This window comes from Rhizobacter sp. P3_B12 (genome assembly GCF_056402895.1).
Genome location: NZ_JBFUGN010000062.1, coordinates 1 through 14,299 on the forward strand (window position 1 = coordinate 1; position 14,299 = coordinate 14,299).

A 14,299-nucleotide genomic window follows, 5' to 3' on the forward strand; every position below is an offset into this window, starting at 1 on the left:
GCATCATTCATCACGATTGGGCACGACGATGTCGCGGTTGCCGTTGGTGGACATGGCAGTTACGAGCCCGGATTTCTCCATTTGTTCCAGCAGCCGGGCCGCGCGGTTGTAGCCGATGCGCAGATGGCGCTGCACCAGCGAGATCGACGCGCGCCGGTGCTGCAGCACGATGCCGACCGCCTGGTCGTACATCGGGTCGGCCTCGCCGCCGCCCTCGCCCGCCGCACCCGGCGCGGCATCGCCGCCTTCGGTGTCGAGCGTGCCGCCCTCGAGGATGCCCTCGATGTAGTTCGGCTCGCCCTGCTCCTTCAGGTACTTGACGACGCGGTGCACCTCTTCGTCGCTGACATAGGCGCCGTGCACGCGGATCGGCAGGCCGGTGCCCGAGGGCATGTACAGCATGTCGCCCATGCCGAGCAGCGCCTCGGCGCCCATCTGGTCGAGGATGGTGCGGCTGTCGATCTTGCTGCTGACCTGGAACGACAGGCGCGTCGGGATGTTGGCCTTGATCAGGCCGGTGATCACGTCGACGCTCGGGCGCTGCGTCGCGAGGATCAGGTGGATGCCGGCCGCGCGCGCCTTTTGCGCGAGGCGGGCGATCAGCTCCTCGATCTTCTTGCCGACCACCATCATCAGGTCGGCCAGTTCGTCGATCACCACCACGACGAACGGCAGGCGCTCCAGCGGCTCGGGCTGCTCGGGCGTCAGGCTGAACGGGTTGCCGAGCGTCTCGCCGCGCTCCGCGGCATCGGCGATCTTCTTGTTGTAGCCGCTCAGGTTGCGCACGCCCAGCTTGCTCATCAGCTTGTAGCGCCGCTCCATCTCGCCGACGCACCAGTTCAGCGCGTTGGCCGCGTGCTTCATGTCGGTGACCACGGGCGCCAGCAGGTGCGGGATGCCTTCGTAGACGCTCATCTCGAGCATCTTCGGATCGATCAGGATCAGCCGGACGTCCCCGGCCTCGGCCTTGTACAGCAGGCTCAGGATCATCGCGTTGATGCCCACCGACTTGCCCGAGCCGGTGGTGCCGGCCACCAGGCAGTGCGGCATCTTCGCGAGATCGGCCACCACCGGACCGCCGACGATGTCCTTGCCCAGGCCCATCGTCAGCTGCGACGACGCATCGTTGTAGACCTGCGAGCCGAGGATCTCGGACAGCCGGATCGTCTGCCGCTTCGCATTCGGCAGCTCGAGCGCCATGTAGTTCTTGCCGGGGATCGTCTCGACGACGCGGATGCTGACCAGGCTCAGCGAGCGCGCCAGGTCCTTCGCGAGGTTGACGACCTGCGAGCCCTTCACGCCGGTGGCCGGCTCGATCTCGTAGCGCGTGATCACCGGGCCCGGCGAGGCGGCCACCACGCGCACCTCGACGCCGAAATCCTTCAGCTTCTTCTCGATCAGCCGCGAGGTCATCTCGAGCGTCTCGGGCGTCACCGTCTCCATGCGGCCGGGCGCGGCGTCGAGCAGGTCGACCTGCGGCAGCTTCGTGTCGGAGAGTTCGGTGAAGAGCGGCTTCTGGCGCTCCTTCACGACGCGCTCCGACTTCGGCACCTCGACCACCGGCGTCTCGATGACGATCGGTGCGTGGTCCTCGGCCAGCTGGTGCTCGACCTCGACGACGTGCTCGCGCTCGCGCAGCGCCTGTTCGCCCAGGCGATGGTCTTCGGCGCGCTCGATGCGCTCGACGCGGCGCTCGCGCAGCGAATCGACCCAGGCGCCGATGCGTTCGGCCAGGCGCACCCAAGAGAAACCAAATGCAAGCGCGGCCCCGGCGACCAGCATCGCGATCCACAGCACGCCGGAGCCGGCGAAGCCGAGCAGCTTCATGCTGGCCGGACCGAGCAGGTAGCCGAGCACGCCGCCGGCATGGCCGCCGGCGACGAACGATTCCCACTGGTAGAGCCGCGTCCATTCGAGTGCGGTGCTGGCCGCCATCAGCAGCAGCACGCCGACCCAGAGCACCCAGACAGGCCGGCGCTGGTCGCGGGGAGCGGCCGAATCCTCGCCATGGCGCAGCAGCCGCGCCAGCGCCGAGAGCCACGCGCGCGCCGCGATCGCGACCAGCCACCAGGCCGAGTAGCCGAACACGACGAACGCGATGTCGGAGAACCAGGCGCCCAGCGTGCCGGCCTTGTTCAGTGCCGCGGTTGCGGTGCCCGAGGTGGAGAACGCACTGTCGGCGGCCTGGTGCGTGGCGAGCGCCAGCACGGCCAGCAGCCACAGCACGCCACCGATCAGCACCGCGAGTTGGGTGCGCAGGCCGGCGCGGTCGACGTCGGGGTCACCACCACCCGTGGTGGAGCGGGTGTAGGTGCCGCCGGCGTTGGCCGGGGCGGCATGGTTCGGTGCGGCGGCGCCGCCTTCGGCACGAAGCGATCCGAGCGGAAAAGTCATCCGGCGATTGTGGCCGATCGCGGAACGCCCGCTCTCGGGCTCAGCCGCTGGTGAGGCGCTCCTTGATGATCACCGAGCCGTTCTCCTGGGTCTCGACGATGCCGCGGTCTTCGAGATCCTTCATCACGCGGCTGACCATCTCGCGCGAGGCGCCGACGATCTTCGCCAGATCCTGGCGCGACACCTTGTTGCGGATGATCTTCACGTCGCCGTCGTCCTCGGACATGTCGAGCAGCGAGCGCGCGACCCGGCCATAGACGTCGAGCAGCGCGAGCGACTCGATCTGGCGGTCGGCGCTGCGCAGGCGCGACACCAGGCCGCGCATGATCGCGTACGACAGGCTGGAGTTCTCCGGCAGGCAGCGCGCGAACTCGGCGCGGCCGAGGATCAGCATGTCGGTCTGCACCTCGGCCCGGACGGTGGCCGAGTGCGGCTCGTTGTCGATCAGGCTCATCTCGCCGACGTAGTCGCCGGGTTGCAGCACCGCGAGGATGACCTCGCGGCCACGCGAATCCGACGTGAGCACGCGGGCGCGGCCGGTCAGCAGGATGAAGAGGGCATTCGACTTCTTGCCATGCTCCACGACGATTTCACCGCGACGGAAGCGGCGCTTGACGACGCTGTCGGCGATCGCCGTCGCCTGCTCGTTGGTGAGCATCGAGAACAGCGGTACGCGCCGAATGAGGTCAAGATTGGACAACATGGCCATCGAACTTCCTCCTTATGGGGTGGTTGTCGGCAAACGTGAAAAACTCACAGTTCCTACAATTTCGCTATTGTCACCATTACGCAGATTGACACCAGCCGGAGTCAACCCCATGTCAGACTCGGCTGCGTTTTTTGGTCCGTTTTCTGGTCATTCAACGGCCTTTCGCTGCCTTTGCGCCACGCGCGCCCACCTGTTTTCCGTCGAGCTTCTTCATGAACAGCACCCCCAAGCACGCCCAGGTCCTCATTCTTGGCTCCGGCCCGGCCGGCTACACCGCCGCCATCTACGCGGCCCGCGCCAACCTGAAGCCGATGCTGGTGACCGGCATCGCACAAGGCGGGCAACTGATGACGACGACCGAGGTCGACAACTGGCCGGCCGACGTGATGGGCGTGCAAGGACCGGACCTGATGCAGCGTTTCCTGCAGCACGCCGAGCGCTTCAACACCGAGATCGTGTTCGACCACATCAACCAGGTCGACTTCTCGAAGCGCCCGTTCACGCTGAAGGGCGACTCCAACACCTACACCTGTGACGCGCTGATCATCTGCACCGGCGCCTCGGCCAAGTACATCGGCCTGCCGTCGGAAGAGGCCTTCATGGGCCGCGGCGTCAGCGGCTGCGCCACCTGCGACGGCTTCTTCTACCGCGACCAGGATGTCTGCGTGGTCGGCGGCGGCAACACCGCGGTCGAGGAAGCGCTGTACCTGTCGAACATCGCCCGCAAGGTGCACCTGATCCACCGCCGCGACAAGTTCCGCGCCGAGGCCATCCTGATCGACAAGGTGGCCGAGAAGGTCAAGGCCGGCAAGATGGAGCTGCACCTGTGGCAGACGCTCGATGAAGTGCTGGGCGACGCATCGGGCGTGACCGGCGTGCGGCTGAAGAGCACACAGGACGGCAGCACCAACGATCTGACGCTGAAGGGCTGCTTCATCGCGATCGGCCACCAGCCCAACACCGACATCTTCAAGGGCCAGCTCGAGATGAAGGACGGCTACATCGTCACGCGCAGCGGCCTGGGCGGTTTCGCGACGATGACCACGGTGCCGGGCGTGTTCGCCGCCGGCGACGTGCAGGATCACGTCTACCGCCAGGCCATCACCAGCGCCGGCACCGGCTGCATGGCCGCACTGGACGCGCAACGCTTCCTGGAGCAGGGCACTGCCTGAACTGGCGCCTGTCCAAAAAGCTGGCTATAATCGCGGTCTTTGCCGAAAGCGGCAGGCGCTTCATTGATGGAACATTGAAGAAGCACCTGATCCAGCTTTCGAAGAGGCACCCACCAAGCCGAAGTGATGACCTCCCCCGAGGACCTCACCCGAGGCCTGCTCTGTGTGCCACTCCTGAAACGAGATTCAAGTGGAGAAGCGTCATGGCACGCGTCTGTCAAGTAACGGGTAAGGGCCCGATGGTGGGAAACAATGTTTCCCACGCCAACAACCGGACCAAGCGTCGTTTCCTGCCGAACCTGCAGTACCGTCGCTTCTGGCTGGAAACCGAAAACCGCTGGGTCCGCCTGCGCATCACGAACGCAGCACTGCGTCTGATCGACAAGGTTGGCATCGAGCAAGTGGTCGCGGACCTGCGCGCCCGCGGCGCACTCTGATTTAGGAGCTGATCATGGCAAAAGGTGGACGCGAAAAGATCAAGCTGGAATCGTCAGCCGGCACCGGTCACTTCTACACGACCGACAAGAACAAGAAGACGACGCCCGAGAAGCTCGAGATCATGAAGTTCGATCCGAAGGCTCGCAAGCACGTGATGTACAAGGAAATGAAGCTGAAGTAATTCAGCCTCGCTTCACCAGAAACCCGCTCGGCGCAGGCCCGGCGGGTTTTTTGTTGCCTGGGGCGACTGGATCCCGGATTGGCATCCGGGCTACAAGGCCCGTGGCCCGGATGCCAATCCGGGAATCGCCACCCACAAAAAAGCCCGCTCGAAGCGGGCTCGTTTGCGAGAGATCGAGAAGCGTCAGGCGTGGGCTGCCCGCAGCTTGACCGCGAACTCCTGCAGCGCGGCGATCCCGCTTTCTTCGGCCTTCTTGCACCAGGCCTGCAGGTCGATCACCAGTTGCTCGGCCGACACATTGGTGCGGGTCCAGAGCTGGCGCAGCTCTTCGCGCATCGTCACCAGCTTCGACAGCGACGGGCTGTCGGCACAGACGCTCGCCACCTGGGCCTTCACGTGCGGCGGGATCTTGTCCTCGTCGCGGTGCAGCCAGCGGCGCGCCAGGCGCATGTTGGCCAGCTTGGCACTGCCGGCGGCAACGCCTTCGGCCTTCAGGCGCTTGACCTCGGCACGGCAGGCGTCGCGCAGGCCGCCGGCGTACTTGGCCATCACCTCGTAGCGGTTGGCGATGATCGCCTCCAGCGTCTTCGAGTCGGCAACCGGCCGCACGTCGCCCAGGCGCAGCATCGGCGGCGTCTTGCGGACCTTGGCCAGACCCAGCATCTCGAGGCCACGGATGTAGGCCCAGCCGATGTCGAACTCGTACTTCTTGACCGACAGCTTGGCCGAGGTCGGGTAGGTGTGGTGGTTGTTGTGCAACTCCTCACCGCCGATGATGATGCCCCACGGCGAGATGTTGGTGCTGGCGTCGACCGCTTCGAAATTGCGGTAGCCCCACCAGTGGCCGAGGCCGTTGATGATGCCGGCGGCCGTGATCGGGATCCACGCCATCTGGATCGCCCAGATCGTCGCGCCGATCGCACCGAACAGCATCAGGTTGATGATCAGCATCACGCCGACGCCCTGCCAGCTGTAGCGGGTGTAGAGGTTGCGCTCGATCCAGTCGTCCGGCGTGTTGTGGCCGTACTTGGAGAGCGTCTCCTGGTTCTTGGCTTCAGCGCGGTACAGCTCGCTGCCGGTGAACAGCACGGTCTTGATGCCATGGGCGACCGGGCTGTGCGGGTCTTCCTGCGTTTCGCATTTCGCGTGGTGCTTGCGGTGGATCGCGACCCACTCCTTGGTCACCATGCCGGTCGTCAGCCACAGCCACAGCCGGAAGAAGTGAGAGGGCGCCGCATGCAGATCGAGCGAGCGGTGTGCTTGCGAGCGGTGCAGGAAGATCGTGACGGATGCGATCGTGATATGGGTCAGAACCAGCGCAATGATGACAATTTGCCACCACGTGGTTTCGACCAGGCCGTTTGCCAGCCAGTTCACCAGAGCATCCCAGACCGTCATCAACAGATTCATCAAATCGCCTTTGCACCGTCACACAAGAAACGGGTCCCGCATTGTAGGGGCCCCTCCCAACAAACAACCCGATGGAAGAGCGGGGTTTGCACCATTCAGTTCCGCAGATGGTGGTGCATTGATCGAAATCAACGCACCGACCGTCAGCACTCACTCACATCTGCGACACCACAAACATCAACGGCGCTCCCAGACCGCGGCGAAGAACCCGTCGGTCGCGTGCCGGTTCGGCCAGAGACGCACGAAACCGTTGGTGACGAGTTCGGCCGGCGTGCCGGCGTGCGCCTTCTCGAGCGCGGCGGTCGCGTCCAGCGGCGTGAACTCACGGGCGTGCGATTCGGTGAAGGCCTGCGCGATGCCTTCGTTCTCGGCCTCCAGCAGGCTGCAGGTCGCGTAGACGAGCCGGCCACCGGATTTCAGCAACCGGGCCGCACTGTCGAGGATGGCGGTCTGCTTGACCCGCAGTTCCTCGACCGATTCCGGCGACTGGCGCCATTTCAGGTCGGGATTGCGGCGCAACGTGCCCAGCCCGGAGCACGGTGCGTCGACCAGCACGCGATCGATCTTGCCGGCCAGCCGCTTGATGCGGTCGTCGCGCTCGTGCGTGATCTGCACCGGGTACACGTTCGACAGCCCGCTGCGCGCGAGCCGCGGCTTCAGCGCCGCCAGCCGGTGGCCGGAGGTGTCGAAGGCGTAGAGCCGCCCGGTGTTGCGCATCGACGCGCCGAGCGCCAGCGTCTTGCCGCCCGCCCCCGCGCAGAAATCCACCACCATCTCRCCGCGCTTGGCATCGGTGATCAGCGCCAGCAGCTGGCTGCCCTCGTCCTGCACCTCCACGTCGCCCGCGGTGAAGACATCGAGCTTGTTCACCGCCGGCTTGCCCTGGACCCGCAGGCCCCAGGGCGAGAACGGCGTCGGCTGCGCGTCGATGCCCTTGGCGGCCAGCGCGGCCTGCACGTCCTCGCGCTTGGCCTTGAAGGTGTTGACGCGCAGGTCCAGCGGCGCACCCTCGTTGAGGCTGTTCACCAGCGGCCAGAACTCCTCGCCGAGCGAGGCCTGCAGCCGATCGGCGAGCCATTCGGGCAGGTTGTGGCGCAGCTTGTCGGGCAGCGCCGCGGCGTCCACCGCCTGCACCTTGGGCAGCCAGTGCTGCTCGAAATCGTTCATCGCGGCACGCAGAAAGCCTTCGTTGCCCTGCCAGCCGAGCAGCGCCAGCCGGCGCTCCATCTCGCCCTTGCCCGACTGGGCCAGGTGCTGGAACAGCAGCCGCTTTCGCAGCACGGTGTAGGTGGTCTCGGCCAGCGTGTGGCGCTCGCGGGCACCGAGCGCGCGGTGCTCCTTGAAGAAGGCCGACACGACGCTGTCGGCGGGGGTGTCGAATCGCAGCACGCGGTGCAACAGTTCAGTGGCGAGTTCGAGCAGGGCGTTGGGATGCATCCCGCGATTATCCTTGCCCCATGACCGAACCCGACCTGCCACCCCTTCCCACGCTCCCGCACGGCCTCTACCGCCACTACAAGGGCGGCGAGTACGAGGTGGTCGGCGTCGCGCGCCACAGCGAGTCGCTGGAGCCGATGGTGGTGTACCGCCCGCTCTACAACGACACCGGCTGGTGGGTGCGGCCGTTCGCGATGTTCGTCGAGACGGTCGAGATCGACGGCGTCGTGCGCCCGCGCTTCGAGCCGCTGCCCGCGCGATGAGGGCGCTGATCCAGCAGCTGCGCGCCCGGCCGCACCTGGTGATATCGGCCGGCACCGGCGCCTTGGTCGCGGCGCTGGCGCCGCTGCCCAGCCATTCGCCGCCCTACCTGCTGCTCGGCTGGAATGTCGCCGTGTGGCTGTACCTCGCGCAGGCGTTCTGGGTGATGTCGCGCGCCGACCACCATCACCTGCGCCGCGCCGCGGTCGCGCAGGCCGAGGGGCATGGCGCGGTGCTGGTCACCGTCATTGCGGCGGCCATCGCGAGCTTCGCGGCGATCGGCGTCGAGCTGTCGAGCGCCAAGGGCGCCACACCGCTGCAAGCCTTGCCGCATATCGCGTTCGCACTCGTCACGGTGATCGGCGCCTGGCTGCTGCTGCCCACGCTGTTCGCGCTGAGCTATGCCAGCGCCTATTTCGCCAACGATGCCGGGCCGGCCGAATGCGGACTGGTGTTCCCCGGCGACCCGAAAGCTCCGCGCCACTACTGGGATTTTCTGTATTTCTCGTTCACGATCGCGGTCGCCTCGCAGACCTCCGACGTCGTGATCACACGCAGCGCGATGCGCCGCACGGTGCTGATTCAATCGCTGCTGTCGTTCGCGTTCAACACGGCGATCCTCGCGCTGATGATCAACATCGCTGCGAGCCTGATCTGAGCCTGCGTCTCTAGAGCAGCTGCGATTCGCCCGCCGTGTGCGTGACGACATCGCCGTCGATCCGCAGCTGATCCTGCACCAGCCAGCGCACCGCGCGCGGGTACATCACATGCTCGCGCGCCAGCACGCGGGCCGACAGGCTCGCCTCGGTGTCGCCCGGCAGCACCGGCACGGCGGCCTGCGCGATGATCGGCCCGTGGTCCAGCGCCGGCGTCACGAAATGCACCGTCGCGCCGGCCAGCTTGCAGCCCGATTCGATCGCCCGCCGGTGCGTGTGCAGCCCCGGAAACGCCGGCAGCAGCGACGGGTGCACGTTGACCATGCGGCCGGCGAAACGCTGCACGAAACCGTCGGTCAGGATGCGCATGAAGCCGGCCAGCACCAGCACGTCGGGCTCGTGGCCTTCGATCACCGAGGCCAGCTCGGCATCGAAGGCCTCGCGATCGTCGAAGCGCTTGTGATCGACCGCCACCGCGGCAATGCCACGCTCGCGCGCGAACGCGAGCCCCGCGGCATCGGGCCGGTTGCTGATCACCGCCGCGACCCGCGCCGGCCAGCCTTCGGCGGCGCAGGCCTGCACGATGGCCTCCATGTTGGAGCCGCGGCCGGAGATCAGGATCACGATGCGCTTCATCGGCCGGCAGTGTAGTGCCCACCTACAATGCGCCCCACCATGACGCAACGCGTGCTCACCGGCATCACCACGACCGGCACTCCCCACCTCGGCAACTACGTCGGCGCGATCCGCCCGGCCATCGCGGCCAGCCGCGAACCCGGCGTCGAGAGCTTCTTCTTCCTCGCGGATTACCACGCGCTGATCAAGTGCGACGAGCCCGACCGCATCGAGCGCTCGCGCCTGGAGATCGCCGCCACCTGGCTGGCCGCCGGGCTCGACCCGGAGCGCGTCACCTTCTACCGCCAGAGCGACATCCCCGAGACGCCCGAGCTCACCTGGCTGCTCACCTGCGTGACAGCCAAGGGCCAGATGAACCGCGCCCACGCCTACAAGGCCGCGACCGACGCCAACGAGGCACAGGGCAGGGACGCCGACGACGGCATCACGATGGGCCTGTTCAGCTACCCGATCCTGATGGCGGCCGACATCCTGCTGTTCAATGCGCACCGCGTGCCGGTCGGGCGCGACCAGGTGCAGCACATCGAGATGGCGCGCGATGTCGCGCAGCGCTTCAACCACCTGTTCGGCAAGGAACGCGAGCTGTTCGTGCTGCCGCAGGCGCAGATCGACGAAGCCGTCGCGATGCTGCCCGGCCTCGACGGTCGCAAGATGTCGAAGAGCTACGACAACGCGATCCCGCTGTTCGAAGGCGGCCCGAAGGCGCTGAAGGAGGCGATCGCGCTGATCGTCACCGACTCGAAGCTGCCCGGCGAGCCGAAGGACCCCGACAACTCGCACCTCGTGACGATCCACGACGCCTTCGCCACCCCCGAGCAGCGCACCGCCTTCCGCGCCGAACTGCGCGACGGCCTGGGCTGGGGCGAGGCCAAGCAGCGGCTGGTCGAGCGCATCGAAGCCCACGTGGGGCCGATGCGCGCGCACTACGCCGACCTGATGGCGCACCCGGAGCGCATCGAAGAAGCGCTGCTGGTCGGCGCCCGCAAGGCGCGCGCGGTCGCGACGCCGTTCCTGCAGGAGCTGCGCGGCGCGGTCGGGTTGCGCTCGATGAAGGCCGTGGCACCGACCCGCGTCATCAATGCCGACACCAGCACTGCCTCGAAACTGCCCGTCTTCAAGCAATACCGCGAAGCCGACGGCCTGTTCTATTTCAAGCTCACCGCATCCGACAACCTCGTGCTGCTGCAAAGCCGCAGCTTCACCGAAGGCCGCGAGGCCGGCGCCTGGGTCAAGCGGCTGAAGACCGAAGGCGCGGCCGCACTGCCTGATGCACCGGTCGAGCTGGGTGCCGAGCGCAGCGTGGTCGAGCAGGCGCTCGCTGCGTTGGCCGCAGCGCAGGAATAACCCGCGCTGCGGGGGTCTTCGCCCCGCGCTATGCTCTGCCCCCCGCAGGGTTCCCGCATGGCCGCCATCCACATCACCGACATCGAATCCGCCATCAACTGGTGGCGTGATCGCAGCCCCTCGCCGGACGGCATCACCGCCTGCCCGCAGGTGCTGGCGCTGGCCGAGGTGTATGCGCTGCTCGTCTACTACCACGAGAGCGAGTGCGACGAGGCGTCGATGCCGGCCAAGGCGCGCGATGCCTGGCTGCAGTGGTACGCCAGCACGCCCGATGCGCCGTGCATCGCGATCTGCTCGACGAGCCAGGGCGACGACATCTGCAAGGGCTGCGGCCGCACCTTCGACGAGGTGCAGCTGTGGACCGAGATGTCGCCGTCCGAGAAGCGCATCACCTGGCGGCGCATCACGATGGAAGGCACCGCCTGGCGCTTCAACCGCTACGCCGAACGCGCGCAGACCACCTCTTCCGGCGAAAGCCCCGCCGCGTGACGGCAGGCCTCGTCGACAGCGCGCGCCGCATCGCGCGCCTGGCCTGGCCGGTGTTCATCGGCCAGCTCGCGGTGCTCGCGTTCAGCACCGCCGACACGGTGATGGTGGCGCGCCACACCGCGCTCGACCTGGCGGCGCTCGCGATCGGCGGTGCCACCTACATCACGATCTTCGTCGGCCTGATGGGTGTCGTGCTCGCGATCGGGCCGATCGCCGGCCAGCTGTTCGGCGCGCGCGACCTGCCCGCCGCGGGCCGGCAGTTCCAGCAATCGGTGTGGCTGGCGCTGCTGCTGTCGGTGCCCGGTTGCGCGCTGCTGCTGATGCCGCAGCCCTTCCTCGCGCTCGCGCAGGCCTCGCCCGAGGTGGCCGAGCGCGTGCGCGGCTACCTGGGCGCGCTCGCGTTCGCGCTGCCGCCCGCGCTGGTGTTCACCGCGTTCCGCGGCTTCAACACCGCGGTGTCGCGCCCGACCACCGTGATGCTGCTGCAACTGGGCGCGCTGGCGCTGAAGCTGCCGCTGAACGCCGCGCTGATCTTCGGCGGCACGCTCGGCCCGCTGCAGATCCCCGCGCTCGGCGCCGCCGGCTGCGGCGTCGCGACGGCCCTCGTGATGTGGCTGCAGCTCGCACTCGCCTGGCAGGTGCTGCGGCGCGACAGCTTCTACGCCGCGTTCGGCCTGCGCGGCCATCCGTTCCCGAAGCCCGACCGCGCCAGCATCGTCGCGCTGCTGCGCCTGGGCGTACCGATGGGCGGCTCRATCCTGATCGAGGTGACCGGCTTCACGTTCATGGCGTTCTTCATCTCGCGCATCGGCAGCACCGCGGTGGCCGGGCACCAGCTCGCGGCCAACCTGGTCTCTCTGATGTTCATGCTGCCGCTGGCGCTGGCCAACGCGAGCGGCACGCTGGTGGCGCAAAGCATCGGCGCGCACGACGCGGCCGACGCGCGGCGCATCGGCTGGCACGGGCTGCTGATCGGCGTCTCGCTGTCGGCCGTGCTGGGTGCGGCGGTGTACCTCTCGCGCGAAGCCGTGCTCGGCGCCTACACCAGCAACGCGACCATCATTGCCGCCGCGATGCCGCTGCTGGCCTGGGTCGCGGTGTTCCACATCGCCGATTCGGTGCAGACGATCGCGTCGTTCGTGCTGCGCGCCTACCGGCTCGCGACGGTGCCGATGCTGATCTACGCGTTCGCGATCTGGGGCATCGGGCTCGGCGGCGGCTATGCGGTGGCCTTCGACACCACCGGCCACACGCCGGCCGCGCTGCATGGCGCGCTGGGCTTCTGGTCGGCCTGCACCGCCGGGCTGGTGGCGGCCGCCGTGGGCCTGAGCGGCTTCCTCGTCTGGCTGTGGCGCCAGAAAACGGTCGCTTGAGAACAGCGGCCTGATCGGTCAGGCCAGCGGCAGGTTCAGCTCGAAGCAGCTGCCGCCACCGGCGCGCGATTCGCAGCGCACGCTGCCGCCATGCCGCTCGGCGATCTGCTTGACGAGGCTCAGCCCCAGCCCCACCCCGCCCGCCTGCTCGGCATGGCCGGGCAGCCGGTAGAACGGCTCGAAGATCCGCTCGCGCAGCGTCTCGGGCACGCCCGGGCCGCGGTCGCAGACCTGCACCAGCGCACGGCCGGCACCGTTGCGCACCTCGATCGTGATGTCGGCACCGCCATAGCGGCGGGCGTTCTCGAGCAGGTTGCGCAGCGCACGGCGGATCAGCCGCTCGTCGCCCTGCACGGTGGCGGTGTTGCCGTCGGCATCGGCGCCGACGCGCGAGCCTTCTTCGGCGGCCAGCGCCAGCAGCTCGACCGGCTCATGGCGGTCGACGTGCTGCAGCGCATCGAGGCGGCTCGCGAGCAGCACCTCTTCGACCAGCGCATCGAGCTCGCCGACGTTGGTGTCAATCTCGCGGCGCAGGCGCTGGCGCTGCTCGGGCGTCGCGTCTTCCATCATCGACACCGCCATGCGCAAGCGCGCGAGCGGCGAGCGCAGCTCATGGCTGGCATTCGCGAGCAGCGATTGGTGCGAGCGCACCAGCGCCTCGACGCGCTCGGCCGCGAGGTTGAAGCTGGCCGCCACCGCAGCCACCTCGTCGCGCCCGGAGACTTCCACGCGGTGATGCAACTCGCCCGCACCGAACTGCTCGACACCACGCTTGAGCGCCTGCAGCCGCCGCGTGAGCCGCCGCACCACCGGCCATGCGCCGGCGGCCACCGCGACGAACAGCAGCACCAGCACGACGATCGTGCCGACGCCGCGCTGCCAGCTGGGCGGCACGAACGGCAGGTTGGGCGGCATCGGCCCGAACTCGGGGCGGCCATCGGGCGGCGGACGCCGCAGGCCCGGCCGCAGCACCCACAGCGTGCGGCCGTCTTCGAGGTGGATCTGGAAGCTGCGCGTCTGGCCTTCGCCCTGGCGCAGCACGAATGAATCGGAGGCCGAGATGCGATCGCCGCTCGGGTCGTCGAGCGCGAGCGGCAGGCGCAGCCGCTGCGACCAATCGCGCAGCGCCTGGGCCTGGTCCTCGTGCGGCGACTCGGCACCGGGCAGCGAGCGCTGGATCAGGTCGCCCCAGGCGGCCATGCGCTCGGACAACACGTTGTCGGCGCGCATGCGCTCGTCTTCCATGTGGCGCTGGAACAGCCAGGCCGAGCCGGAGGCGAACAGCAGCAGCACCGCCACGACGGTGAGGTAGATCCGCAGCGTCAGCGTGCGCATCGCGGTCTCAACGCCCGGTGATCATCAGTCGGCACCCTCCGCGTCCTGCTTCTTCGCGAACACGTAGCCGGCGCCGCGCACCGTCAGCACGCGGCGCGGGTTCTTCGGGTCGTCCTCGATCACCGCGCGGATGCGCGAGATGTGCACGTCGATCGAGCGGTCGAAGGCTTCGAGCGGATGGCCCTTCAGCAGGTCCATGATCTGGTCGCGCGACAGCACGCGGCCGGAGCTTTGCGCCAGCACGACCAGCAGGTCGAACTGGTGGCTGGTGAGGTCGCAGGCCACGCCGTTCAGGCGGGCGACGCGCTCGCCGAGATCGATCTCGAGGCGGCCGAAACGCAGCACCTCGTCGGGCGCCGTGGGTGGTGTCGCACGGCGCAGCAGCGCCTTCACGCGCGCGAGCAGCTCGCGCGGCTCGAAGGGTTTGGGCAGGTAGTCGTCGGCGCCGAGCTCGAGGCCGACGA

At 68.0% G+C, this 14,299-nt stretch carries 15 protein-coding genes; 8 read left to right on the forward strand and 7 right to left on the reverse strand.

The window, feature by feature from the left end:
• Nucleotides 1-3 precede the first annotated feature (3 nt).
• Nucleotides 4-2,394: a DNA translocase FtsK gene (locus AC1D01_RS05915; protein WP_477865143.1), complete on the reverse strand. Its 2,391-nt coding sequence runs from the start codon at nucleotides 2,392-2,394 to the stop codon at nucleotides 4-6.
• A gap of 40 nt (nucleotides 2,395-2,434) precedes the next feature.
• Nucleotides 2,435-3,103: a Crp/Fnr family transcriptional regulator gene (locus tag AC1D01_RS05920; protein ID WP_047507530.1), complete on the reverse strand. Its 669-nt coding sequence runs from the start codon at nucleotides 3,101-3,103 to the stop codon at nucleotides 2,435-2,437.
• A 212-nt stretch (nucleotides 3,104-3,315) separates the two neighbouring features.
• On the opposite strand from AC1D01_RS05920, the gene trxB reads away from it, so the two are divergent.
• The 3 genes from trxB (at nucleotide 3,316) to rpmG (ending at nucleotide 4,894) form a co-directional block, all read left to right on the forward strand.
• Entirely contained in the window at nucleotides 3,316-4,275 is a 960-nt protein-coding gene (gene trxB, locus AC1D01_RS05925; RefSeq protein WP_477865144.1) for a thioredoxin-disulfide reductase, read from the forward strand.
• Between the two features lie 203 nt (nucleotides 4,276-4,478).
• A complete protein-coding gene (gene rpmB, locus AC1D01_RS05930) occupies nucleotides 4,479-4,712 on the forward strand; it encodes a 50S ribosomal protein L28 (protein ID WP_047507526.1) in 234 nt (77 codons plus the stop codon).
• Between the two features lie 14 nt (nucleotides 4,713-4,726).
• The gene (rpmG, locus tag AC1D01_RS05935) at nucleotides 4,727-4,894 is read left to right on the forward strand and encodes a 50S ribosomal protein L33 (RefSeq protein ID WP_047507524.1); all 168 of its coding nucleotides are present in this window, start codon (nucleotides 4,727-4,729) and stop codon (nucleotides 4,892-4,894) included.
• A gap of 183 nt (nucleotides 4,895-5,077) precedes the next feature.
• On the opposite strand, the gene AC1D01_RS05940 is transcribed toward rpmG, so the two are convergent.
• Both AC1D01_RS05940 and AC1D01_RS05945 read right to left on the reverse strand, forming a co-directional pair.
• The gene (locus AC1D01_RS05940) at nucleotides 5,078-6,292 is read right to left on the reverse strand and encodes a DesA family fatty acid desaturase (RefSeq protein ID WP_477865154.1); all 1,215 of its coding nucleotides are present in this window, start codon (nucleotides 6,290-6,292) and stop codon (nucleotides 5,078-5,080) included.
• A 189-nt stretch (nucleotides 6,293-6,481) separates the two neighbouring features.
• A complete protein-coding gene (locus AC1D01_RS05945; protein ID WP_477865145.1) occupies nucleotides 6,482-7,741 on the reverse strand; it encodes an RsmB/NOP family class I SAM-dependent RNA methyltransferase in 1,260 nt (419 codons plus the stop codon).
• A 20-nt stretch (nucleotides 7,742-7,761) separates the two neighbouring features.
• On the opposite strand from AC1D01_RS05945, the gene AC1D01_RS05950 reads away from it, so the two are divergent.
• Nucleotides 7,762-8,004 carry a DUF1653 domain-containing protein gene (locus AC1D01_RS05950; RefSeq protein ID WP_477865146.1) on the forward strand — a complete coding sequence of 81 codons (243 nt, stop codon included), beginning with the start codon at nucleotides 7,762-7,764 and terminating at the stop codon, nucleotides 8,002-8,004.
• On the forward strand, nucleotides 8,001-8,660 hold the full coding sequence (locus AC1D01_RS05955) for a DUF1345 domain-containing protein (protein ID WP_477865147.1): 660 nt from the start codon (nucleotides 8,001-8,003) through the stop codon (nucleotides 8,658-8,660). The genes AC1D01_RS05950 and AC1D01_RS05955 overlap by 4 nt, the downstream gene beginning before the upstream one ends.
• A gap of 10 nt (nucleotides 8,661-8,670) precedes the next feature.
• On the opposite strand, the gene purN is transcribed toward AC1D01_RS05955, so the two are convergent.
• On the reverse strand, nucleotides 8,671-9,294 hold the full coding sequence (gene purN, locus AC1D01_RS05960) for a phosphoribosylglycinamide formyltransferase (RefSeq protein WP_477865148.1): 624 nt from the start codon (nucleotides 9,292-9,294) through the stop codon (nucleotides 8,671-8,673).
• A gap of 39 nt (nucleotides 9,295-9,333) precedes the next feature.
• Between purN and AC1D01_RS05965 the strand changes: the two genes are divergently transcribed.
• From AC1D01_RS05965 to AC1D01_RS05975, 3 genes are read left to right on the forward strand one after another with little or no spacing between them, the layout of a single operon-like run.
• Nucleotides 9,334-10,638, forward strand: coding sequence for a tryptophan--tRNA ligase (locus tag AC1D01_RS05965; RefSeq protein ID WP_477865149.1), 1,305 nt, complete (start codon nucleotides 9,334-9,336; stop codon nucleotides 10,636-10,638).
• A 57-nt stretch (nucleotides 10,639-10,695) separates the two neighbouring features.
• Nucleotides 10,696-11,127, forward strand: a complete 432-nt coding sequence (locus tag AC1D01_RS05970) for a DUF3717 domain-containing protein (protein ID WP_477865150.1) — start codon at nucleotides 10,696-10,698, stop codon at nucleotides 11,125-11,127.
• Nucleotides 11,124-12,500 carry an MATE family efflux transporter gene (locus AC1D01_RS05975; RefSeq protein ID WP_477865151.1) on the forward strand — a complete coding sequence of 459 codons (1,377 nt, stop codon included), beginning with the start codon at nucleotides 11,124-11,126 and terminating at the stop codon, nucleotides 12,498-12,500. The genes AC1D01_RS05970 and AC1D01_RS05975 overlap by 4 nt, the downstream gene beginning before the upstream one ends.
• 18 nt (nucleotides 12,501-12,518) lie before the next feature.
• Here the strand turns inward: AC1D01_RS05975 and AC1D01_RS05980 are convergent, their stop codons facing one another.
• Nucleotides 12,519-13,835, reverse strand: coding sequence for a sensor histidine kinase (locus tag AC1D01_RS05980; RefSeq protein WP_477865152.1), 1,317 nt, complete (start codon nucleotides 13,833-13,835; stop codon nucleotides 12,519-12,521).
• A 24-nt stretch (nucleotides 13,836-13,859) separates the two neighbouring features.
• On the reverse strand, nucleotides 13,860-14,299 hold a 440-nt coding region (locus tag AC1D01_RS05985), incomplete at its 5' end, for a winged helix-turn-helix domain-containing protein (RefSeq protein ID WP_477865153.1).

What these genes read in the sequence shown, in the direction of transcription:
- AC1D01_RS05980 (WP_477865152.1), bottom strand. Translation starts at nt 13,835, where the DNA reads ATGCGCACGCTGACGCTGCGGATCTACCTCACCGTCGTGGCGGTGCTG.
- AC1D01_RS05965 (WP_477865149.1), top strand. Translation starts at nt 9,334, where the DNA reads ATGACGCAACGCGTGCTCACCGGCATCACCACGACCGGCACTCCCCAC.
- AC1D01_RS05940 (WP_477865154.1), bottom strand. Translation starts at nt 6,292, where the DNA reads ATGACGGTCTGGGATGCTCTGGTGAACTGGCTGGCAAACGGCCTGGTC.
- AC1D01_RS05915 (WP_477865143.1), bottom strand. Translation starts at nt 2,394, where the DNA reads ATGACTTTTCCGCTCGGATCGCTTCGTGCCGAAGGCGGCGCCGCCGCA.
- AC1D01_RS05955 (WP_477865147.1), top strand. Translation starts at nt 8,001, where the DNA reads ATGAGGGCGCTGATCCAGCAGCTGCGCGCCCGGCCGCACCTGGTGATA.
- rpmB (WP_047507526.1), top strand. Translation starts at nt 4,479, where the DNA reads ATGGCACGCGTCTGTCAAGTAACGGGTAAGGGCCCGATGGTGGGAAAC.
- AC1D01_RS05950 (WP_477865146.1), top strand. Translation starts at nt 7,762, where the DNA reads ATGACCGAACCCGACCTGCCACCCCTTCCCACGCTCCCGCACGGCCTC.
- rpmG (WP_047507524.1), top strand. Translation starts at nt 4,727, where the DNA reads ATGGCAAAAGGTGGACGCGAAAAGATCAAGCTGGAATCGTCAGCCGGC.
- purN (WP_477865148.1), bottom strand. Translation starts at nt 9,294, where the DNA reads ATGAAGCGCATCGTGATCCTGATCTCCGGCCGCGGCTCCAACATGGAG.
- AC1D01_RS05920 (WP_047507530.1), bottom strand. Translation starts at nt 3,103, where the DNA reads ATGGCCATGTTGTCCAATCTTGACCTCATTCGGCGCGTACCGCTGTTC.
- AC1D01_RS05970 (WP_477865150.1), top strand. Translation starts at nt 10,696, where the DNA reads ATGGCCGCCATCCACATCACCGACATCGAATCCGCCATCAACTGGTGG.
- trxB (WP_477865144.1), top strand. Translation starts at nt 3,316, where the DNA reads ATGAACAGCACCCCCAAGCACGCCCAGGTCCTCATTCTTGGCTCCGGC.